The organism is Klebsiella sp. 10-1 (assembly GCF_009758445.1).
Lineage (GTDB): Bacteria > Pseudomonadota > Gammaproteobacteria > Enterobacterales > Enterobacteriaceae > Klebsiella > Klebsiella scottii.
Window position 1 is genome coordinate 243,421 of the sequence record NZ_WQRE01000008.1, and the last position, 19,252, is coordinate 262,672.

The 19,252-nt window shown below is 57.8% G+C and carries 17 protein-coding genes; 14 read left to right on the forward strand and 3 right to left on the reverse strand.

Annotated elements, in window-relative coordinates:
• The first annotated feature begins 12 nt into the window (after nucleotides 1-12).
• The 9 genes from GO007_RS24470 to GO007_RS24510 all read left to right on the forward strand — a co-directional run bounded on the left by GO007_RS24470 (nucleotide 13) and on the right by GO007_RS24510 (nucleotide 10,944).
• Nucleotides 13-984 (forward strand): ABC transporter ATP-binding protein, encoded by a 972-nt coding sequence (locus GO007_RS24470; RefSeq protein ID WP_095104479.1) that lies wholly within the window; start codon nucleotides 13-15, stop codon nucleotides 982-984.
• A complete protein-coding gene (locus GO007_RS24475) occupies nucleotides 981-1,985 on the forward strand; it encodes an ornithine cyclodeaminase family protein (RefSeq protein ID WP_095104481.1) in 1,005 nt (334 codons plus the stop codon). Before GO007_RS24470 ends, GO007_RS24475 begins: the two co-directional genes overlap by 4 nt.
• Nucleotides 1,982-2,788, forward strand: coding sequence for a phosphate/phosphite/phosphonate ABC transporter substrate-binding protein (locus tag GO007_RS24480; protein WP_143350197.1), 807 nt, complete (start codon nucleotides 1,982-1,984; stop codon nucleotides 2,786-2,788). Before GO007_RS24475 ends, GO007_RS24480 begins: the two co-directional genes overlap by 4 nt.
• Nucleotides 2,789-3,541: 753 nt before the next feature.
• Nucleotides 3,542-5,548 carry a TonB-dependent receptor gene (locus GO007_RS24485; protein ID WP_223261822.1) on the forward strand — a complete coding sequence of 669 codons (2,007 nt, stop codon included), beginning with the start codon at nucleotides 3,542-3,544 and terminating at the stop codon, nucleotides 5,546-5,548.
• Nucleotides 5,548-6,495: an ABC transporter substrate-binding protein gene (locus GO007_RS24490; RefSeq protein ID WP_223261823.1), complete on the forward strand. Its 948-nt coding sequence runs from the start codon at nucleotides 5,548-5,550 to the stop codon at nucleotides 6,493-6,495. Before GO007_RS24485 ends, GO007_RS24490 begins: the two co-directional genes overlap by 1 nt.
• Nucleotides 6,492-7,241 carry a class I SAM-dependent methyltransferase gene (locus GO007_RS24495; protein ID WP_095104487.1) on the forward strand — a complete coding sequence of 250 codons (750 nt, stop codon included), beginning with the start codon at nucleotides 6,492-6,494 and terminating at the stop codon, nucleotides 7,239-7,241. The genes GO007_RS24490 and GO007_RS24495 overlap by 4 nt, the downstream gene beginning before the upstream one ends.
• Nucleotides 7,242-7,243: 2 nt before the next feature.
• Entirely contained in the window at nucleotides 7,244-8,251 is a 1,008-nt protein-coding gene (locus GO007_RS24500; RefSeq protein ID WP_223261824.1) for a FecCD family ABC transporter permease, read from the forward strand.
• Nucleotides 8,252-8,356: 105 nt separating this feature from the next.
• A complete protein-coding gene (locus GO007_RS24505) occupies nucleotides 8,357-8,803 on the forward strand; it encodes a DUF2946 family protein (RefSeq protein ID WP_223261825.1) in 447 nt (148 codons plus the stop codon).
• A gap of 77 nt (nucleotides 8,804-8,880) precedes the next feature.
• The gene (locus tag GO007_RS24510) at nucleotides 8,881-10,944 is read left to right on the forward strand and encodes a TonB-dependent copper receptor (RefSeq protein WP_095104491.1); all 2,064 of its coding nucleotides are present in this window, start codon (nucleotides 8,881-8,883) and stop codon (nucleotides 10,942-10,944) included.
• A gap of 136 nt (nucleotides 10,945-11,080) precedes the next feature.
• Here the strand turns inward: GO007_RS24510 and GO007_RS24515 are convergent, their stop codons facing one another.
• Nucleotides 11,081-11,872 carry a DsbA family protein gene (locus tag GO007_RS24515; RefSeq protein WP_095104493.1) on the reverse strand — a complete coding sequence of 264 codons (792 nt, stop codon included), beginning with the start codon at nucleotides 11,870-11,872 and terminating at the stop codon, nucleotides 11,081-11,083.
• A 455-nt stretch (nucleotides 11,873-12,327) separates the two neighbouring features.
• Here GO007_RS24515 and cbpA point away from each other — a divergent pair, with 455 nt between their 5' ends.
• Together cbpA and cbpM are read left to right on the forward strand one after the other, a co-directional pair.
• Entirely contained in the window at nucleotides 12,328-13,245 is a 918-nt protein-coding gene (cbpA, locus tag GO007_RS24520) for a curved DNA-binding protein (protein ID WP_095104495.1), read from the forward strand.
• Nucleotides 13,245-13,550 carry a chaperone modulator CbpM gene (gene cbpM / locus GO007_RS24525; protein ID WP_041143674.1) on the forward strand — a complete coding sequence of 102 codons (306 nt, stop codon included), beginning with the start codon at nucleotides 13,245-13,247 and terminating at the stop codon, nucleotides 13,548-13,550. Before cbpA ends, cbpM begins: the two co-directional genes overlap by 1 nt.
• A 45-nt stretch (nucleotides 13,551-13,595) precedes the next feature.
• Here cbpM and melA read toward each other — a convergent pair whose 3' ends face one another.
• On the reverse strand, nucleotides 13,596-14,942 hold the full coding sequence (gene melA / locus GO007_RS24530; RefSeq protein ID WP_095104497.1) for an alpha-glucosidase/alpha-galactosidase: 1,347 nt from the start codon (nucleotides 14,940-14,942) through the stop codon (nucleotides 13,596-13,598).
• A gap of 241 nt (nucleotides 14,943-15,183) precedes the next feature.
• Here melA and melR point away from each other — a divergent pair, with 241 nt between their 5' ends.
• Entirely contained in the window at nucleotides 15,184-16,122 is a 939-nt protein-coding gene (gene melR / locus GO007_RS24535; RefSeq protein WP_095104499.1) for a transcriptional regulator MelR, read from the forward strand.
• A gap of 65 nt (nucleotides 16,123-16,187) precedes the next feature.
• Here melR and proP read toward each other — a convergent pair whose 3' ends face one another.
• On the reverse strand, nucleotides 16,188-17,690 hold the full coding sequence (gene proP / locus GO007_RS24540) for a glycine betaine/L-proline transporter ProP (protein WP_095104501.1): 1,503 nt from the start codon (nucleotides 17,688-17,690) through the stop codon (nucleotides 16,188-16,190).
• A gap of 542 nt (nucleotides 17,691-18,232) precedes the next feature.
• Here proP and GO007_RS24545 point away from each other — a divergent pair.
• Both GO007_RS24545 and yjdN read left to right on the forward strand, forming a co-directional pair.
• On the forward strand, nucleotides 18,233-18,568 hold the full coding sequence (locus tag GO007_RS24545; RefSeq protein WP_095104503.1) for a zinc ribbon domain-containing protein YjdM: 336 nt from the start codon (nucleotides 18,233-18,235) through the stop codon (nucleotides 18,566-18,568).
• Nucleotides 18,569-18,812: 244 nt separating this feature from the next.
• Entirely contained in the window at nucleotides 18,813-19,247 is a 435-nt protein-coding gene (gene yjdN / locus GO007_RS24550; protein WP_095104561.1) for a VOC family metalloprotein YjdN, read from the forward strand.
• Nucleotides 19,248-19,252 lie beyond the last annotated feature (5 nt).

The window sequence follows — 19,252 nt, forward strand, 5'->3', positions numbered from 1 at the left end:
AGGGCTAATCTAATGATTAAACTGGAAAATATTAGCAAAATTTATCCCGGTTCGCCGCGTAAAGCGCTTGACGATCTCTCCATGACGTTTGAAGAGGGAACCACCACGGCCCTGATTGGTCCTTCCGGCTGCGGCAAAACCACCACCATGCGCCTAATTAACCGCCTGGAACAGCCCACCTCCGGGCGTGTCTGGGTAAACGGGCACGATGTCGCAGCGGAAGATCCGGTGATGCTGCGTCGGCATATCGGCTACGTCATTCAGAACGTCGGGCTGTTTCCGCATATGACCGTCGCGGACAACATTGCCACGGTGCCGCGTCTGCTGGGCTGGAGCACCGCGCGCATTCAGACACGGGTGGAAACGTTGCTTGAGCTGGTAGGACTGGATGCCCGGCAATACGCCAGCCGCTTTCCTGCGGCGCTTTCCGGCGGTCAGCGACAACGGGTAGGCGTTGCCCGCGCGCTGGCAGCGGACCCGCCCGTCATGCTGATGGATGAACCGTTCGGCGCCATCGACCCCTTGGTTCGCGGGCGATTACAGACCGAGTTTAAGCAGATTCTGCAGCGCGTGAAAAAGACGGTGATTATCGTCACTCACGATCTTGATGAGGCCATCAAAATGGGCGATCGCATCGCCATTATGCGCGAAGGGCGACTGTGCCAATACGCCCCTCCCGCCGAAGTGCTCTCAGCTCCGGCAGATGAGTTCGTCGCGGCTTTCGTCGGCAGCGATGCAGCGCTGAAACTTCTGGCTATTACCCCGGTGGCCCAGGCGATGGAAACGTCTCTGACCGCTAATCATCCGCAGCGGCTTGACGTGAACGCCACCCTGAAAGACGCGCTGGCGCTGATGCTTTCCCGGCACGCCGACAGCATCACCGTCACCGAATACGGCTCGCCCGTCGGCGTATTAACCCGCCAGCGGCTTTTCACCCACGTGCGGCCCGATGCGGACCATACGACCTATGAGAGAAATTTATGACTCAAAGCATACACTTAACCTGGCTAAACGGCCCTGATGTTGACCAACTGCAGCTCACGGACGCGGAAATCCTCGCGGCGGTGGAGAACGAGCTGCGGGCGCAGGGGCAGAAAAAAACCGTCATTGAACCGCGCGTGCATTTAATTCCCGATAAAGCGTTTAACGGCCACTTTAACGTACTGCGCGGTTATATCGAGCCGCTGGGGCTCGCGGGGGTAAAAATCGTCGGCGATTATGTCAATAACTATACGCTCGGGCTGCCCTCGGAAATGGCTCTGCTGAACCTTTTCGATCCGCGCACCGGCATGCCGGTTGCCATTCTGGATGCGTCGGCGATTACCGATATGCGCACCGGCGCGCTTACCGCGCTTGGCGCGCGCCACCTCGCCCGCCGCGACAGTAAGGTGCTGGGGCATATCGGCGCACGGGGCACCGCTTACTGGAACGTTCGTCTGCTCAACAGCATTTATGATTTTGATGAAATCCGCATTCATTCCCGTCGCCCGGAAAGCCGTGACGCTTTTGCACGCCGTCTGGAGCAGGATCTCGGCAAAAAAGTCATCGTCACCGACGACTGGGAAAGCTGCGTGCGTAACGCGGATATTGTGGTCGAAGCCTCGCGTCTTGATGCGCCGACGCCGCTGTTAAAAACAGAGTGGATAAAACCCGGCGCCTTTGTCGTGCCCTACGGCACCATGAGCGCCGTGGAGCTGTCGCTTACCGACATTATGGATAAGCTGGTGGTGGACGATTGGGGACAGTGCAAAGGAGGCATGTTTGGATCGCTACGGGCCCATGTAGAGGCCGGAAAATTAAGCGAGCATACTCTGCATGCCGAGCTGGGCGAAATTGTCGCCGGGGCGAAACCCGGTCGTGAAAACGATGGCGAAACCATCCTCTTCTGGCATCGCGGGCTGTCGCTAAGCGATATTGCACTGGGGCATGCGATGCTGGAGAAAGCTCGCGCGCTGGGTGTTGGTCAGGAGCTACGCTACCGGTGATCGTTAACGCGCGAATGTACTCGGTCACCCCGACGGCCGCAGAGGGGTGGAAAAGGCTCCTGCTCGAAGCAGTACGTCGCGCCGGGCTGAAGGCAGAGATTTTTGACTACCCTGCCCCAGCCAGGCTGGAAGGGCTGTGGACTCGTTCCGATCTGCTGGCGGTATTCATGTGTGGCTGGCCCTTCGCGCAGCGGCGCTTTCCGGTACGCCCCGTGGCCGTGCCGATTACGGAAGACGCCGCCGGAGAAGGAATACCAGGGCACTACCGTACCCTGTTTATGGTGCCGAAGTCGTCTACCGCCGAAAGGCTGGAAGAGACCTTCGGCGGGCGGCTGGCGTATACCAACCCTGAGTCGCACTCCGGCTATAACGCGGTGCGCTATCATCTGTCGGCGTACCTTAGGGAATCGCGAAAAACGCTTTATAGCACCCTTGTCGGGCCGCTGGTGACCCCGCGACGCGTGCTGGAAACGCTGGCGGCGGGCGAAGCGGATGTCGGCCCGCTGGATAGCTATGCCTGGTCGCTGCTGCGCCGGTATGAACAGGAATTAACGCGCCATGTGCGTATCCTGGCGCGCAGCGCGCCCGCACCGATGCCTTTACTGGTGGCAAGCGATATGGTTGACCAGCAGGTCATTATGGCGCTGCAAACGGCGTTGCTGACGCTGAATACAGAACAAGATGCCACGCTATTATGGCCTCTGGGGCTTCGGGGATTTATCGCCCCCTCCGCCGACGCCTGGCAAGTGCTTTGCGACCGGGAAGAAGTTGCGTTCTCCAGAGGCTATGACATGCTGCGCTGAAAACGGCGTTTCATGCTGTCGCTCCATTATTCGCGCCGTATGCTATTACATCGTTACATGATAGCCGCGTCTTGAACCGCTCGATAATAGTTTGCCACCCTTGCGCACGCACAAACAGTAGTCTCGACCACCATCTATTGGCAGTTCAAAAATATTCACCAGACAGGCCCTTATCCAGATATGGCATAATGAATAGGTACCGGGCAGAAGCGCTGTCAGTGATAATTCATTGTATCATTGGGGGTACTTTAGCGTTCTTCGGTAATAGCGTAATTGCATGGCTGAATATTACCTACATTATCATAGCGCACGGCCCTTCCACTATTGCCTCGGCCGATCGGACCATCACATTATTATTAATAACCGAGGGATAGCCACTGATGCTTTAAAGCGTCTGCGGCTATTCACCCAACAAATACACAGGAAAAACTGGAACTCATAGCAAACAGAATGTTAATCGTGGATATGATTCCGGGTCCAGCACCACTCCACGCCAGCGTAATAAACGAAGCCGCGCGTCCGGCGCGGAACATCCTCGCTACTGCAGCTGCCGCACGCCTTTCATAAAACCACCTCGAAAGCCCTCTTCTCACCCGATCGCATTGCCTACTTTTTTTTCTCCACATTAAATGTTACGTTATAACATAACATTTAATAATTTGATGCCGATCGATGAAAATTAAGCCCTCTTTGCTGGCTCTCGCAGTCGCAGTAAACATTTCACCTCTGACTTATGCAGCAGATGAAACCCTGGTGGTCACCGGCAGCGGCGCGTCCGACGATGCCGTCCTGTCCGATTCTGCGCTTCTGTCATCCGGTTCGGCCTCGCGCCTCGGTCTGAGCGATAAACAGACGCCGCGCCATACGGAAACCCTCAGCGCCAGAACTATCAAGGCGCAGGGGAAACGGACCCTCACCGAAGTCGTCGAGAGCGCGCCGGGGATGTCCGGCACCAGCTCGCCAACGCTCGCCAACAGCGTTTCGCTGCGCGGCTTCTCCGGCGTCTCCTGGCTGCTAAACGGCGTGGCGGTACCCGGCAGCACGATTCAAATTGCCGATCCGGTGCATTACGAAAACGTCGATATCCTGTACGGCACCGGCTCGGTTCTGAATGGCCTGAGCTCTGCCGGCGGCAGCGTCAACCTGACCTCGCGTAAAGCCACCTTCGGTCGCCAGCCGGTGGAGGCCGACTATAGCTGGTCAAGCTATAACAGCCATCGCGCCCACATCGGCGCGGGAGGCACGCTGGTTGAGGGTATAGCCGCCGGCCGCGTGGATGTCAGCGCCGCCAGTAACGGCACCCAGGTTGAGAAAGAGCGCAGCCGTCCGGAACGCGTCAGCGCGCAGCTTCTGCTGACGCCGACCGCTAACACCCAGATAACCTTTGATATCGATCGTAGCTTAACGGACATGCGCAATCCCTATTTCGGCACGCCGGTTATCAATGGCAAAGTCGATCGCGATTTACGTCATGTGAACTACAACAACCTTCAGGATGCGCATATCCGCAGCCAGGCGACCTCGTTCCAGTCAACCCAGTCCTGGTATGCAACGCCTGATTTGACCTTTGAAAACCAGTTCTACTATTACAAAGGCTTCCGCGAATGGCAGAACGTTGAGCGCTACTACCCGGCGCAGAAAGCAGGCTACGTGACCCGCGATTCTTATGGCGATCTTGCGCATGATGACAAGCTGACGGGCAACCGGACCATGATCGTCTGGGATCGCCCGATTGCGTCATTCGCCAACCGCGTGACCGCCGGCGTCGATTTTTCAAAACGTGAGTTCCAGTACTATTCCAACGGCTTTTCGGGCGGGGAAGATGTTCTCCTGACCCACCCTGCCACCGGTGATTTCCGCACCGGCGCCGGCGGCAAGATGCGCTCTCCCGTCCGCCACATCACCCAGAATCAGTATGCGCTGCTGCTGGAAGATAACCTCAATATCACCGACGCCGTCGCCCTGTTAAGCCAGGCGCGCTACACCAACCTGGACATGCACTGGCACTATCAGCAGGATAATCAAACCATCAATCGGAGCTATAGCTTCATAAGCGTCGGCGTGGGGCCGAGCTGGGCCATTAACGATAGCTGGACGCTGTATGCCAGCTACTCAACGGGTAAAGAACCCGGCAGCGATATCTTCTTTATCAGCCCCGCGCAAACGTCGCTCCCGCTTACCGCCGTTCAGCAATATGAAGCGGGTGTAAAAGGAACGTTCGAGCGCGGCGCAATGAAGCTCGCCGTTTACGATCTGCAGAAAAAGAATATTTACCAGCAGTCGGCAACCCAGGCGGAGGTATGGAACGCGGTTGGTAAACAGACCTCTCGCGGCATCGAATTGAGCTGGTCGATTAAGCCGCTGGATAGCGTCACGCTGACAGGTAATGCCGCCTATACCCACGCGCGCTTTGACGATTTCAAACAGGGTACGCAGGACCTTTCCGGCAACCGGCCGCGCTACATTCCGGAGTGGACAGCGAACCTTGCCGGGCGCTATATGCCGACCGACAAACTGGGTCTCGGCGCGCAGCTCCACTATGTGGGCAGCAGCTATAACGATGACGCCAACACCAACAAAATGGGTGATTACACCACTCTCGACCTGAATGCCGATTATGCCGTGCTGAAGGACGTTATCGTGGGCACCCGCGTGCGTAACCTGACGGATCGTTTCTACACCTGGCAGCGAACCTATGCCGGGCAGGAGATGATTGCGCCAGGTCGCACGTATGAAGCCTATATCAACATGCGTTTCTGATGAAACGCCTTGCCGCCCTCGCCCTGCTGGCAGCCTCTGCCAGCTTTGCGCATCCCGTGACCTTGCAAAACTGTGGGCACTCCTGGACGTTTGCGCGTGTCCCACAGCGGACCATTGTCTATATGCCGACCGCGATGGAAAACATGCTCGCGCTGCGTCTGGGCGATGCCATTATCAGCGCCGTCGGCTATCGGCCGGATGAAGATACCGCGCCGTCTCCCTGGTACAAACCGCTAACGGCCCGTCTCGATGATGCTCCCTGGTCGGCGGAAACCCTGCTGGCCTCGCGGCCAGATTTTATCTATTCCGGCAGCTACTACTGGTTTAACAGCCCGGAAACCGCCGGTCGCGAAAGGATGGCCGAATGGGGCATCGCCAGCTGGCTGATTGAAGGGATGTGCAATGGCCTGCAAAGCGCTTCCCCTGCGTCCGCCACCTTCGCCAGCATCTATGCCGAGCTGCGCAATATTGCGCGTATTTATGCCGTAGAGCCGCGCGCCGAGGCGCTGATCGCTGAGCTGAAGCAGCGGGTCGCTGCCGACAGCCGCATAAAGCTGCCGCCGAGAACGCTGATGTGGTGGTATTCCGGGACGGCGACCCCTTACGTGGCGGGCGGTCATGGCGCGGCGGAGCTGCTAACCCAAACCATCGGCAGCAGAAATATCTTTTCTGATAGCAAGGAACTGTGGCCCGCCATGAGCTGGGAGGCGATCGCCGAACGAGATCCCGACTACCTGATTCTGGGCGACCTGCGCCGGGGCGGAGCCGGCGACAGCGCCCGCAGCAAAATCGATTTTCTTGAACATTACCCGCTCACCGCCGGCATGAAGGCGGTGAAAGCAAAGCATTACATCATCTTACCCGGCTATGACATGGACGCCTCCGCGCGTTCGGTTCTGGCCCTGCACCGGCTTGTCACACAAATACACGCTAAGGAACAACAATGACCTTTCCCGCCCGCGAATTACTGAAGAACTGGGATGAACAACAAAGCGCCTACATCGCCCACCGCGAAGCGCGCTATAACGCCGCGCTGGATGTGCTGGCGATGAGCTATGGAGAAGCCTTCCACGTGGTGGATCTGGCCTGCGGCCCGGGCTCGTTCAGCCTGCGTCTTTTGCAACGTTTTCCGGCCGCAACCGTAACGGCTATTGACCTCGATCCGCTGCTGATGGCGCTGGCTAAAGAAGCGCTGGCGGAATACCGGGACCGCATTCAGTTCTTCAGCGGCGATATGGCATCAGCAGATTGCTTCACCGTCATCGCCAGTAAGCCCCAGGCCGTGGTTTCCAGCACCGCCATCCACTGGCTGCTGCCGGAGCAGCAGGTGGCGCTGTATCGCAACGTTTTTAACCTGCTGGATGAAGGAGGGATGTTCATCAACGCCGACCACCAGCGCTTTGACCAGCGTAGCCCGCGTCAGACGCTGCTTGCCCGGACTCATGACGAAAGCACCCAGGAAAAGGCCTGGGCCGCCGGCGTGCAGGACTGGGACAGCTGGTTTGCAGCGGCCACCCGTTATCCCGAGCTGGCCGATGTAATCGATGCGCGCGCCGCCATCTTTGCCGACCGCCCGACGCCGCTGGCCACCACGGTAGAATTCCAGCTTGCCGCCCTGCGCCAGGCCGGTTTTACGGAAACGGGTACGCTGTGGCAATTCCTCGATGACTATATCGTCGCCGGCTGGAAATAATCATGCTGCGTTCCCCTGTTTTTCGCCTCGCCATGCTGCTTCCGGCGCTGCTGCTGGCCCTGTGCATTGCCGTAATGTATGGCCCGGTGACCTTCTCCATGCAGGAGGTGGCACACGCCATCCTGGCAGGCTACTGGCATAGCGATACGGCGGGAACGCTTCATCAGCGGATCGTCTGGTCCCTGCGCATTCCGCGCTCCCTGCTTGCGGCCCTCGCCGGCGCCACGCTGGCGCTGGCCGGGACGGTTCTCCAGTCGCTGACCCGCAATCCCCTTGCCGACCCCTGGGTGCTGGGCATTTCATCCGGCGCGGGCCTCGGGGCGGTGCTGGTCATCGCGCTCGGCCTCAGCGTGGGCTGGGCCGCGGTGCCTGCCGGCGCTTTCTGCGGCGCAATGCTGGCTTTTTCTTTGGTGCTGCTGATGGCGCGTAAATCGCTATCCGGCCAGTCCAGCCGCTTTGTGCTGACCGGCGTCGCGGTAACGCAGCTGCTCTCTGCAGCCACATCATTGATTACGCTCTGGAAAACGGATGCCGATACCACGCGAGGCGTGATGTTCTGGCTGCTGGGGAGCTTCGCTCAGGCATCCTGGCTACAGGTAGCGCTCTGCGCGGCGGCGCTGCTGCCGATATTTCTGATCTGCTGGTGGCGGGCAACAGAGCTGGATGTCCTGACGTTCGGCAGCGCGACGGCGGCGTCGCTCGGCGTGGAGGTCGGTACTATCAAGCTGGCCATGTACTGCCTGCTGACCCTGTTAACGGCGGTGGTTGTCGCCTGCTGTGGGGCTATCGGTTTTATTGGGCTGACCGTGCCCCATATCGCCCGCATGCTCATTGGATACCGCCATCGCTCGCTGCTGCCGGCATCCATGCTGTGCGGGGCTATCTTTACCGTTCTGGCCGATACCCTCGCCCGCACGCTGTTTACGCCGCGTGAACTCCCCGTCGGTATCCTGACGGCGATGCTCGGGGTCCCGATATTTCTTTTTCTGATCGCCCGCACGTCGCGATAGCCGGCGGCGCTGAGCAGCCGCGCAATGAGCGCTCCGGATTTTTTGTAACATTCAAAATGCGAATGAGATACACTCAATCAAATTACTCTGACATCTGGCTGCATTTTGCACGAACGCACACGAACCTATCCCATAGCTGCATGGCTGGCGCTGCTTGCCATCGCTATGTTGTTCGTTGCTCCCGTCGTCTCGAAGTCCATTGCCCGCCAGGCAGCCTGCCAGCACTTCTCCGCCGTCTCGTCGATGCCCATGCCGGCTATGCACCATGACATGCCGATGGCGGCGCACTGCGCTGAGAGCGTGGCTATGGATCATCAGATGATGTCCGGTCAGGCGATGTCGCCAATGGAAGAGATCGCCTGCGGCTACTGTCAGCTGCTGGTCCATCTGCCGTTTGTCCAGCTACTGCTGGCGATGCTGCTCTGGCTGCTGCTGCTTTTTATTGTCCGTCATCCGTTAATTCCGATCGTTTGCGCGCCGATTTTCCGCGCCTGGACGCCTCAGCGCGCCCGCGCGCCTCCTGCGGTTTTTCTCTCTTCGTTTAACGACTAATAACCGATATTGCGTAGCTTTTGCCCATCGCCTGATGAGCAGGATATTGCTACGCCAGAAAAACAGCAGGCCATGTAATGAAAAAACTCACTCTCGTGCGCACTCCGCTCGCCTCTCTGATCCTGATGACGCTGCTTGCAAACGCGGCGTCCGCGGATGAACAGCACCATCAGGATACGATGCAAGATGACGCCGTCATGATCGTCACGGCGCCGGTCTCCTCTCCGCTGGAGATTGTCACCTCGCCCAAAACGCCGCGTCAGCCGGTCCCCGCCAGCGATGGCTCCGATTACCTGAAAACGATCCCCGGCTTTTCGCAGATTCGTAACGGCGGGACCAACGGCGATCCCGTTTTCCGCGGCATGTTCGGATCGCGCCTGCGCATCCTGACCAATAATGGCGAAATGCTGGGCGCCTGCCCGGCGCGCATGGACGCACCCAGCTCCTATATTTCCCCGGAAAGCTATGATCTCCTGACGCTGATTAAAGGGCCGGAAACCGTACTGTGGGGACCGGGAAATTCAGCCGGAACCCTGCGCTTTGACCGCGAGCCGCCGCGTTTCGACAAGCCCGGCATTCAGGGCACTGCCAGCCTGCTGGCCGGTTCAAATAACCGCTGGGATGAGAATGCGGACCTCAGCCTGGGGAGCGAGCTGGGCTACCTGCGCCTGACGGGGAATAAATCGCGCGCCGATGACTACAAGGACGGGAATGGCGATCGCGTACCGGCAAAATGGGATAAGTGGAACGGCGATATGGCGCTCGGCTGGACGCCGGACAAAGATACCTTAGTCGAGCTCTCGGCAGGAAAAGGGGATGGCGAAGCCCGCTACGCCGGGCGCAGCATGGATGGCTCCCGCTTCAAACGCGAAAGCCTCGGCATGCGCGTCGAAAAGTCCAATATTGGCGAGGTCTTCGATAAATTCGAAGCCAATATCTATTACAACTACGCCGATCATGTCATGGACAACTACTCCCTGCGCTCACCTGGGGGCGGAATGTCGGGGATGGATATGTCCGCCGGAATGGGCGACATGGGGGGCGGGATGGATTCCGGCTCCTCGATGAACATGAGTATGCCGATGGCGATGGAGCTGGACCGCAGAACCGTAGGCGGCCGGATGATGGGAACCTGGCTGTGGTCTGACTTTGAGCTACGCAGCGGCGCCGATACGCAGCTCAATACCCACCGCAGCAAAGGCGACGATGGCTGGGCGAAAGATGCCCGCTTCCATGATTACGGTCTGTTCAGCGAGCTGACGTGGCATGCCACGGAGCAGAGTAAAGTGGTCAGCGGCGCGCGGCTGGATCGGGTGCTGGTCGACAATTTCAGCGACGCGGGATCCGCTGAGCGAACCGATACGCTGCCCGCCGGTTTTGTCCGCATCGAACACAACCTGGTCGGGACGCCGGTCATGTTTTATGCCGGTATCGGCTATACCGAGCGCTTCCCTGATTACTGGGAGCTGTTCTCGCCGACCTACGGCCCGGATGGCTCCACCGACGCCTTTGATAAAGTCAAAACGGAAAAAACGACGCAGATCGATATCGGGGCGCAGTACAAAGGGGAGCGGCTTAACGGCTGGGTGTCGGCCTATGTTGGACGGGTGAACGATTTTATTCTCTTCCGCTACGACCCCAGCAACGCCTATATCAGCCAGGTCGATAACGTGAATGCCACCATTATGGGCGGCGAAGCCGGCGCCAGCTACCAGCTCAGCGACGCCTGGAAAGCCGACGCCAGTCTGGCCTATTCATGGGGCCAAAATACCGCTGACCATCAGCCGCTACCGCAAATCCCGCCGCTGGAGGCGCGACTGGGGCTCACCTGGGAACGCGGCGACTGGAGCAGCACCGGGCTGCTGCGCATGGTCAGCAGTCAGCATCGCGTCGCCATCAACGAAGGCAACGTCGTCGGCAAGGATTTTGCCAACAGCGCCGGTTTTGCGGTCTTTTCGGCGAACGCGGCTTATCGGGTCAACAAGTCGGTTAAGCTGAGCGCAGGCGTGGATAACCTGTTCGACAAGGCTTACAGCGAGCATTTAAATCTGGCCGGGAACAGCAGCTTTGGCTATTCCGCAAATACGTCGGTTAACGAACCAGGAAGAACCTTCTGGGGCAAGCTGAACGTCACATTCTGACAGGCTCCCGGCCCGTACTGGCCGGGAATACCGTTCAGCAGCCGTTGTCCAGCCGGCCTGTTCTCAGCGCCAGTAAGCCCCGGTCACCCGGGGTTTATCAACCTCATCCGCGCGCCGCTCTTGACGCCGATGGCGATCAGTTACCGCCGGCTTTTTTGATTGCCGCATCCAGGGAGTCTTTATCGGCAAGACCCGGGAAGACGGTAATATTCGCCTCCGTGGCGCCGGTGGTCGGCATCACGATCACCCCAGGCGTTCCGCTTAAGCCGATCTCCTGCGCCAGCTGGTTAGTCGCCTCAAGCGCTGGCTCAACGTCTGCGGCCTTCTTCGCGTCGAAATTGACCTTCTTCACCTGCTGCTGAATATCCGCCGCCGTCAGCTTGCCCTCGTTATGCCCGGTGGCATAAATCCCGTTATGGTAGGTCAGGTAGGCTTCCGCCCCCTTCTGCTGATAAATTTGCAGGCCGGTTTTCGCCGCGGTCAGCGACGTTTCCCAGCGGCTGCCGAAAATAGGCCACTCTTTAAACGCGAAGCGGGTCTGCGGATTTTCCTTAATCACCTGAGCCATCACCGGCGCCAGACGGCTACAGTAAATGCACTGGTAATCAAAGAATTCGATAACGGTAACCTTGCCATCCGCCGGTCCGTAGGTCGGCGTATTTTTATCCTGAGTCAGCGCGGCCTGATTTTTAATTACCGCCTGGGTCGCGGCGCTGGCCTGCTGCTCCTGCTGAATCTGCTGTAGCTTCTGGCTTGCCTGCAGCAGAACCTCCGGATGGGCGACTAAATAATCCGCCGCAATCTTGCCGATACGGGCCTCCTGCTCCGGCGTAAAGGTGGCAGCAGGGGCATCAGCGGCCATAGCCAGGGCCGGAAGCAGCGTGGCGCCAATCAAGGCGATGGTCACTATTTTTTTAGAGCCGGACATGAGGATGATCCTTGCGATAGGTAAACGGCAGGTGAGTCTGATAAGACAAAGTAGCATCCTTTGCCGGCGAATAATCATCAGGCGATGCATTGATTCGTAACTTTATTTTTCAATACCGGGCAGACGTCGCGCCGCTCATATTCACCCGAACGGTAGGCAACACGATCGAACGGCGCTACGCTTGCCCCTCATTTTACCCTTGAGAAGGGCGTTTTTCCGGTTAGATGAGTCAGGCATGAACCAGCTAGTTATTCAGTGGGATTTTACCGTCAGGAAGGGCTGCGTCGAAATTAGCGTAAAAATTCAGGCCAACGGGCCAGCCGCCGCATCCTCTTTCGCCGTCGACCCCGACGGCGTCAAGTTTCAGGCACATTCCTCTCACAGGCGTTCTCATTTGCCCTAAGCTTAATGGGGAAAGCTGTTACCACCCCATTCAGTGAAAATGAGATAACGATATGGAATTAAAGGATTATTATGCCATTTTAGGGGTTAAGCCAACGGACGATCTAAAAACCATTAAGACCGCCTACCGTCGCCTGGCTCGTAAATATCACCCCGACGTCAGCAAAGAAAGCGATGCTGAAGCCCAATTTAAAGATCTTGCCGAGGCCTGGGAGGTGCTGAAAGATGAGCAGCGCCGTGCGGAATACGACGAGCTCTGGCAGCATCGCAACGATCCGCACTTTGGTCAGCAGCAGGCCCCCCACGAGCAGAACTACAGCCAGCAGGATTTCGACGATATCTTCTCCTCGATGTTTGGCCAGCAGGCACACCACGCCCGGCGCCAGAAGGCCGCACGCGGCCACGATTTAGAAATTGAAGTCGCGGTATTCCTCGAAGAGACGCTCGCCGAGCAGACCCGCACCATCAGCTACAGGCTGCCGGTGTACAACATTTTCGGGATGGTCGAGAGCGAAACGCCTAAAACGCTGAACGTGAAAATTCCCGCAGGCGTCAGCGACGGCCAGCGCATCCGCCTGAAAGGCCAGGGTACGCCGGGAGAAAACGGCGGCCCGAATGGCGACCTGTGGCTGGTTATCCATATTGCCCCGCATCCGCTGTTCGATATCGTGGGCCATAACCTGGAAATCGTTCTGCCGCTGGCCCCGTGGGAAGCCGCGCTGGGCGCCAGGGTGACAGTCCCCACCCTCAAAGAGAGCATTCTGCTGACGATCCCCCCGGGCAGCCAGCCGGGTCAACGCCTGCGGATCAAAGGCAAGGGGCTGGCGAGCAAAACCGCCACCGGCGACCTGTTTGCGGTGATCAAAATCGTTATGCCGCCGAAGCCAAACGAAAAAGCCAGCGCGCTCTGGCAGCAGCTCGCGGATGCAGAGGCGAGCTTCGAGCCGCGTAAGACATGGGGGAAAGCATAATGGCTAAGATGACAGTGACGTTCTCAATCACCGAGTTTTGTCTGCATACCGGCATTTCTGAAGACGAGCTTAGCGAAATTGTCGGCCTCGGGATGATTGAACCGCGTCAGCCGCAAACCGAGGTTTGGCTGTTTGATGACAGCGCGGTAACGATAATGCACCGCGCGGTGCGCCTGCGCCGCGAGCTGGAGCTGGACTGGCCCGGTATCGCCGTGGCGCTGACGCTGCTGGATGAGAACGCGCGCCTGACCCGCGAGAACCGGCTGCTGCACCAGCAGCTGGCGCGCTTTCTGACCCACAGCTAATCCACCAGCCCGGCAGGCGCAGCGCCTGGCCGGGTTTGGTTTGAGTTAACGCCGGACCCATTCGGGCAGCCACTCGCCGTGGCTGGCAATCAGATCGTCCACCAGCGCATAGATCTCCTCGATCCCCAGCACCGCCGCGGTGTGCGGATCCATCATCGTCGCGTAATAGACGTAATCGCGGTTCTCGGTGAGGATCGCCTCGGTCAGCAGGGTCTGGACGTTGATGTTGGTTTGCATCATGGCCGCCAGGTGAGCAGGCAGCTTGCCTGCTTTAGTCGGCTGAATACCGTTGGCATCAACCAGGCAGGCGACCTCTACGCAGCATCCTTGCGGCAGGTTATCGATCAGCCCGTCGTTGCGCACGTTGCCGTACACCACATTCGGCTCGCCGGTCCAGATCGCGTTCATAATCGTGCTGGCGTACTCGCGCGAGGGCTTAATATCGATGCGATCGCTGGTTTTATACATCTCCAGCTCTTTATGCCAGTTCGCCACCTGCTCTACGCAGCGTTTCGGATATTCATCCAGCGGCACCTGATAGCGGGCGAGCAGGTCTTCACGCCCCGGTTTGATAAACCACGGGGTATATTCTGCGAAGTGCTCCGACGACTCCGTCACGAAGTAGCCCAGCTTTTTGAACATCTCATAGCGAACGATATTCTGACAGCGCGAGTTCTCGCGGTGCTTCGGCGCGCGCCCTTCGGCAAAGGCCTGCAGCATATCCGGATAAATGCTGACGTAACTGCCGTCGCCTGTCTTTTTCTCCAGTGACAGGTAGAACGCCATATGGTTGATACCCGCGCAGCGGTAGCGCAAATCCGCCGGGTCGAGGTCAAGGTCGTGCGCCAGCTCTTCCGCCGTTCCCTGCACGGAATGGCACAGGCCAACCTGCTTGATATGCGGATAGCGCGCGTACATCGCCCAGGTATTCATCGCCATCGGGTTGACGTAGTTCAGCATCGTCGCGTTCGGGCAGACCTCGGTCATATCGTCACAGATGCGCCACAGGTGCGGAATCGTCCGCAGCGCCCGCATGATCCCGCCCGGCCCGAGCGTATCGGCGATGGTCTGCTCCAGCCCGTGCAGCTTGCAGACCTCAAAATCGGTTACCGTACACGGCTGGTAGCCGCCAATCTGGAAAGCGACCACCACAAAATCCGCGTCCATCAGCGCGGTTCTCTGGTCGCGATGGCAGCTAATTTCGCCGTGAGCGCCGACGGAATCCATCAGCTTTTGCACCACGATATACGACTCTTCCAGACGGGTCGCGTCGATATCCATTAGCGCGATATGCGCCGATTTCAGCGCCGGGCGCTGAAAAACGTCGCCGAGAATATTTTTAACGAAAACCGTTGAGCCAGCGCCGATAAAGGTAATTTTTGGGGCAGACATAGTGCTCTCTCCGTAAAGTCATTGAACACCCGCAGCGTGACACGCCGGACGCGCCGCGCGCTGCCCTCTTCCCGACGGAGCATTCCCAAAAGCTCAGATCGAGCGCTGCCCGACATAAAATCTGAGTTTTCGGGAATAATATGGCGGAAAAGGAGAGAAAACGGGCCGTTTAATCCGCTAAGATAGGCGCATATCGGTGCAAAAAAACAGCAACTATGACGATTCAGGAATCCGAAACCTCATGGAAAAAACCCTTACGCCGCAGCCTCCCAACCCGCATATGAGCAGCAGTGACGAGAAAAATACCCGCAGCCCGCTGGCGCTCTATTCTGAGTATCAGCGCATGGATATCGAACTGCGCACCCCGCATGCCATGACCACCAGCCACTGGCACGGTCAGGTGGAGGTTAACGTCCCCTTCGACGGCGACGTGGAGTATCTGATCAACAATGAGGTGGTGAGCATTAAGCAGGGCTATATCACCCTGTTCTGGGCCTGTACGCCGCATCAGCTCACCCGCCCCGGCAGCTGCCGGCAAATGGCCATCTTCAACCTGCCGATGCATCTGTTTTTGTCCTGGCCGCTGGACCGGGAGCTGATCAACAACGTGACCCACGGGATGGTCATTAAATCCCTCGCGGCGCAGCAGCTCAGCGTCTTTGAAATCCAGCGCTGGCAGCAGGAGCTCGCCAGCGACAACGAGCAGATCCGCCAGCTGGCGATCGAAGAGATCGCCCTGATGCTCAAGCGCTTTAGCCTCTCAGGCTGGCAGCCGATTCTGGTTAACAAAACCTCGCGAACGCATAAGCACAGCGTCTCGCGGCACGCGCAGTTTTACGTCAGCCAGATGCTCGAATTTATCGCCGCACACTACGATCGGGCGCTGACCGTCGATGCGGTTGCCGAACACGTTAAGCTCAACCCCAACTATGCGATGGGCATTTTTCAACGGGTGATGCAGCAAACCATGAAGCAGTACATCACCGCCATGCGAATTAACCACGTACGCGCCCTGCTCAGCGACACCGACAAAACCATCCTTGATATCGCCCTCACCGCCGGCTTTCGTTCCAGCAGCCGCTTCTACAGCACCTTTAGCAAGTACGTCGGCATGCCGCCGCAGCAGTACCGCAGGCTCAGCCAGCAGCGTCGGCAAAGCCTGCCGCCGAATGAGGCCTAAGCGCGCATAAAAAATGCCGCCGGGGGAGGCCCGCGGCGGCATTGTTCACACTCCTGGCGAATTAATTAGTCGTTAATTCGCGGGTGCTGCTGCACCAGTCGGGAGCGTTTTTCCTGCAAATCGGCGATTTCCTGATCGAGATCTTCGATTTTGTTTTCAATGTTATCGTAGTGCTCACCGAGGATTTCTTTCGCTTCCTGAATATCCGAAGCCGCCGGCGTCGCCCCTTTCAGCGGACGGTTCGCCGTCTCCTTCATCGTCAGGCCGGTCATCAAACCAATCGCCGCAATCACCATCAGATAGTAGGCCGGCATCATCAGGTTCTGCGTGGTTTCCACCAGCCAGGCCGCCAGAGTTGGCGTCAGACCGGCAATCAGCACCGAGATGTTAAAGGCGCTGGCCAGCGCGCTAAAGCGGATATGGGTCGGGAACATCGCGGGCAGTGAAGAAGCCATCACCCCGATAAAGCAGTTAAGCACCACCGCCAGCAGCAGCAGACCGCCGAAAATCAGGCCGATAACGTCGCTGTTAATCATGATAAAGGCCGGAATCGACAGCGAGAACAGCGCCACGCTGCCGATCAGGATAAACGGACGACGGCCGAAGCGGTCGCTGAGCATCCCGATAACCGGCTGCACAAAGAGCATCCCGACCATAATCGCGATGATAATCAGCACCCCGTGATCTTCCGAGTAGTGCAGGTTATGCGACAGGTAGCTCGGCATATAGGTCAGCAGCATGTAGTAGGTCACGTTGGTGGAAATCACCAGACCGATACAGGTCAGCAGGCTACGCCAGTGCTTGGTCGCAATCTCTCTGAACGATACCTTCGGCCCTTCCTGCAGCCCTTCGCGATCGCCCTGCTCCAGGGTGTCAACGTGCTGCTGGAACGCCGGAGTCTCTTCCAGAGCGTGACGCAGATAGAGGCCGATAAGCCCTAACGGCAGCGCGAGGAAGAACGGCAGGCGCCAGCCCCAGCTGAGGAAGTTTTCCTCGCCGACCACGCTTGAAATCAGCACCACCACGCCCGCGCCGAGGACAAACCCGGCGATGGAGCCGAAGTCCAGCCAGCTGCCCATAAAGCCGCGTTTACGGTCAGGCGAGTATTCCGCGACGAAGATCGAGGCGCCGGTATACTCTCCGCCCACCGAGAAGCCCTGCGCCATCTTACACAGCAGCAGCAGAATCGGTGCCCAGATACCAATCGACGCGTACGACGGAATAAGACCAATACAGAAGGTACTGATCGACATGATAACGATGGTTATCGCCAGAATCTTTTGTCGACCGTATTTATCGCCCAGCATGCCAAAGAACAGGCCGCCTAGCGGACGAATCAGGAACGGAACTGAGAATGTCCCTAGCGCGGCGATCATCTGCACGCTGGGATCGGCATCGGGGAAGAAGACCTTACCTAAGGCGTACGCTACGAAGCCGTACACGCCGAAATCGAACCACTCCATCGCATTGCCTAGCGATGCTGCGGTGATAGCTTTTTTCAGCTTGCCATCGTCAATGATGGTCACATCCCGCAGAGTGATTGGCTTTACTTTTTTCCTTTTAAGCATATTTTTCCTCTAAAGCTTCGCCGTGAGCGCACAGATCTCCGCCAAACGGCAATACCGTTTGCGTCGTGCGTTGGGAGCGGCGAATTGCCGTGCTCCTCTTCTCAAGCGTAGCAGGTTTGCCTGCACTGTCTGCTGACAGTCCGTACAACCGAACCTGTTGACGCCTGCTCTGGCGTAAATGAATCAATAAATAGAGCTACGAATAAACCTGATGGATTTACGAACTCGCCTTTTTACCCTAACAGCGTTTAAATTTGGGATCAACTTCACGAAAAATTGTTCGCCATATTACAGAGCCGAGCGGCATTAATAAGTTCAATGAATATGCACAGGCAGTGATTTATTTTTGGATATTCCCCGTCCGGCAGCACATCAAATATCGCTGATTTTTGATCGCGAAATAGAATATTCCCGCAGCGGTACTATTTGAAAAAGTGGCCGACAAATGGCCGACGGTGCGCTATAATAGCAATAACTTTCGGCTATCAGCCGCCTTTTAATGGGCCAACGGCCTGTTTTATACAGTAATCATGAGGAACGTCATGCAACTCCCACAGTGTCCTAAATGCCATTCTGAGTACACCTATGAAGACAACGGCATGTTTATCTGCCCGGAATGCGCCCATGAATGGAACAATTCCGAGCCGGCTGAAGATAATGATGCATTGACGGTGAAAGATGCCAACGGCAATTTACTCGTCGACGGCGACAGCGTCACCGTGATTAAAGATCTGAAGGTTAAAGGTAGCTCTTCGATGCTGAAAATCGGCACTAAAGTGAAGAATATCCGCCTGGTAGAAGGCGATCATAACATCGACTGCAAAATTGATGGTTTTGGTCAGATGAAGCTCAAATCCGAGTTCGTCAAAAAGAACTAACGCTATTTCCTCCTCGCAGGATCGTTATTTTCCCGGCAATACCTCACCGGCCGGGAAAATGAACGAATATACCCCCGCGCCACCGCCCCATTATTTCCCGCCTCCTCTGCGATGACAGCCGGCCGCATCGCGCTTAGCGCACTGCCGGTATTTTCGCCATTCCGTCGCCTGACCTCGCCGCCTGGCTTAAATCGCCAACCACCCTCTACGCTTAATAAGTCATTCGTTATCTGAGGTCATGATTATGTCTTTAAGCCCCCATATCGCCTTTAGCGGCAACTGCGCTGCGGCCATCGCGTTCTACCAGCAGGCGCTGGGCGCGGAGCTTGTCCACCAAATCACCTACGGCGAGATGCCGCAGAACGGGCAGGATGCCGAGGACGGCTGCCCTTCCGGCCAGCATCTCGCCGCCGACTGTATCGCCCACGCCAGCCTGCGCGTGGCGGGTAGCGAGCTGATGCTGTGCGACAGCCCCACCAGCGACAGCGAACGCTATGCCGGCTTCACCCTGGTGCTGGATACTCAGGACCTGGATGAGGGTAAACGCTGGTTTGACGGCCTCGCCGCTGAAGGACGTATCGAAATGGCCTGGCAGGAAACCTTCTGGGCCCACGGCTTCGGCAAAGTTTTCGATCGCTTCGGCATCCCGTGGATGGTGAACGTCGTCAAGCAGCCTTAATGCTT

Excerpts from the sequence above, each read along its gene's own strand:
- GO007_RS24490 (WP_223261823.1), top strand. The coding sequence starts at position 5,548 with ATGAAACGCCTTGCCGCCCTCGCCCTGCTGGCAGCCTCTGCCAGCTTT.
- melA (WP_095104497.1), bottom strand. The coding sequence starts at position 14,942 with ATGTCTGCCCCAAAAATTACCTTTATCGGCGCTGGCTCAACGGTTTTC.
- yjdN (WP_095104561.1), top strand. The coding sequence starts at position 18,813 with ATGTCTTTAAGCCCCCATATCGCCTTTAGCGGCAACTGCGCTGCGGCC.
- proP (WP_095104501.1), bottom strand. The coding sequence starts at position 17,690 with ATGCTTAAAAGGAAAAAAGTAAAGCCAATCACTCTGCGGGATGTGACC.
- GO007_RS24515 (WP_095104493.1), bottom strand. The coding sequence starts at position 11,872 with ATGTCCGGCTCTAAAAAAATAGTGACCATCGCCTTGATTGGCGCCACG.
- GO007_RS24510 (WP_095104491.1), top strand. The coding sequence starts at position 8,881 with ATGAAAAAACTCACTCTCGTGCGCACTCCGCTCGCCTCTCTGATCCTG.
- cbpM (WP_041143674.1), top strand. The coding sequence starts at position 13,245 with ATGGCTAAGATGACAGTGACGTTCTCAATCACCGAGTTTTGTCTGCAT.
- GO007_RS24495 (WP_095104487.1), top strand. The coding sequence starts at position 6,492 with ATGACCTTTCCCGCCCGCGAATTACTGAAGAACTGGGATGAACAACAA.
- cbpA (WP_095104495.1), top strand. The coding sequence starts at position 12,328 with ATGGAATTAAAGGATTATTATGCCATTTTAGGGGTTAAGCCAACGGAC.
- GO007_RS24545 (WP_095104503.1), top strand. The coding sequence starts at position 18,233 with ATGCAACTCCCACAGTGTCCTAAATGCCATTCTGAGTACACCTATGAA.
- GO007_RS24500 (WP_223261824.1), top strand. The coding sequence starts at position 7,244 with ATGCTGCGTTCCCCTGTTTTTCGCCTCGCCATGCTGCTTCCGGCGCTG.
- GO007_RS24470 (WP_095104479.1), top strand. The coding sequence starts at position 13 with ATGATTAAACTGGAAAATATTAGCAAAATTTATCCCGGTTCGCCGCGT.
- melR (WP_095104499.1), top strand. The coding sequence starts at position 15,184 with ATGGAAAAAACCCTTACGCCGCAGCCTCCCAACCCGCATATGAGCAGC.
- GO007_RS24475 (WP_095104481.1), top strand. The coding sequence starts at position 981 with ATGACTCAAAGCATACACTTAACCTGGCTAAACGGCCCTGATGTTGAC.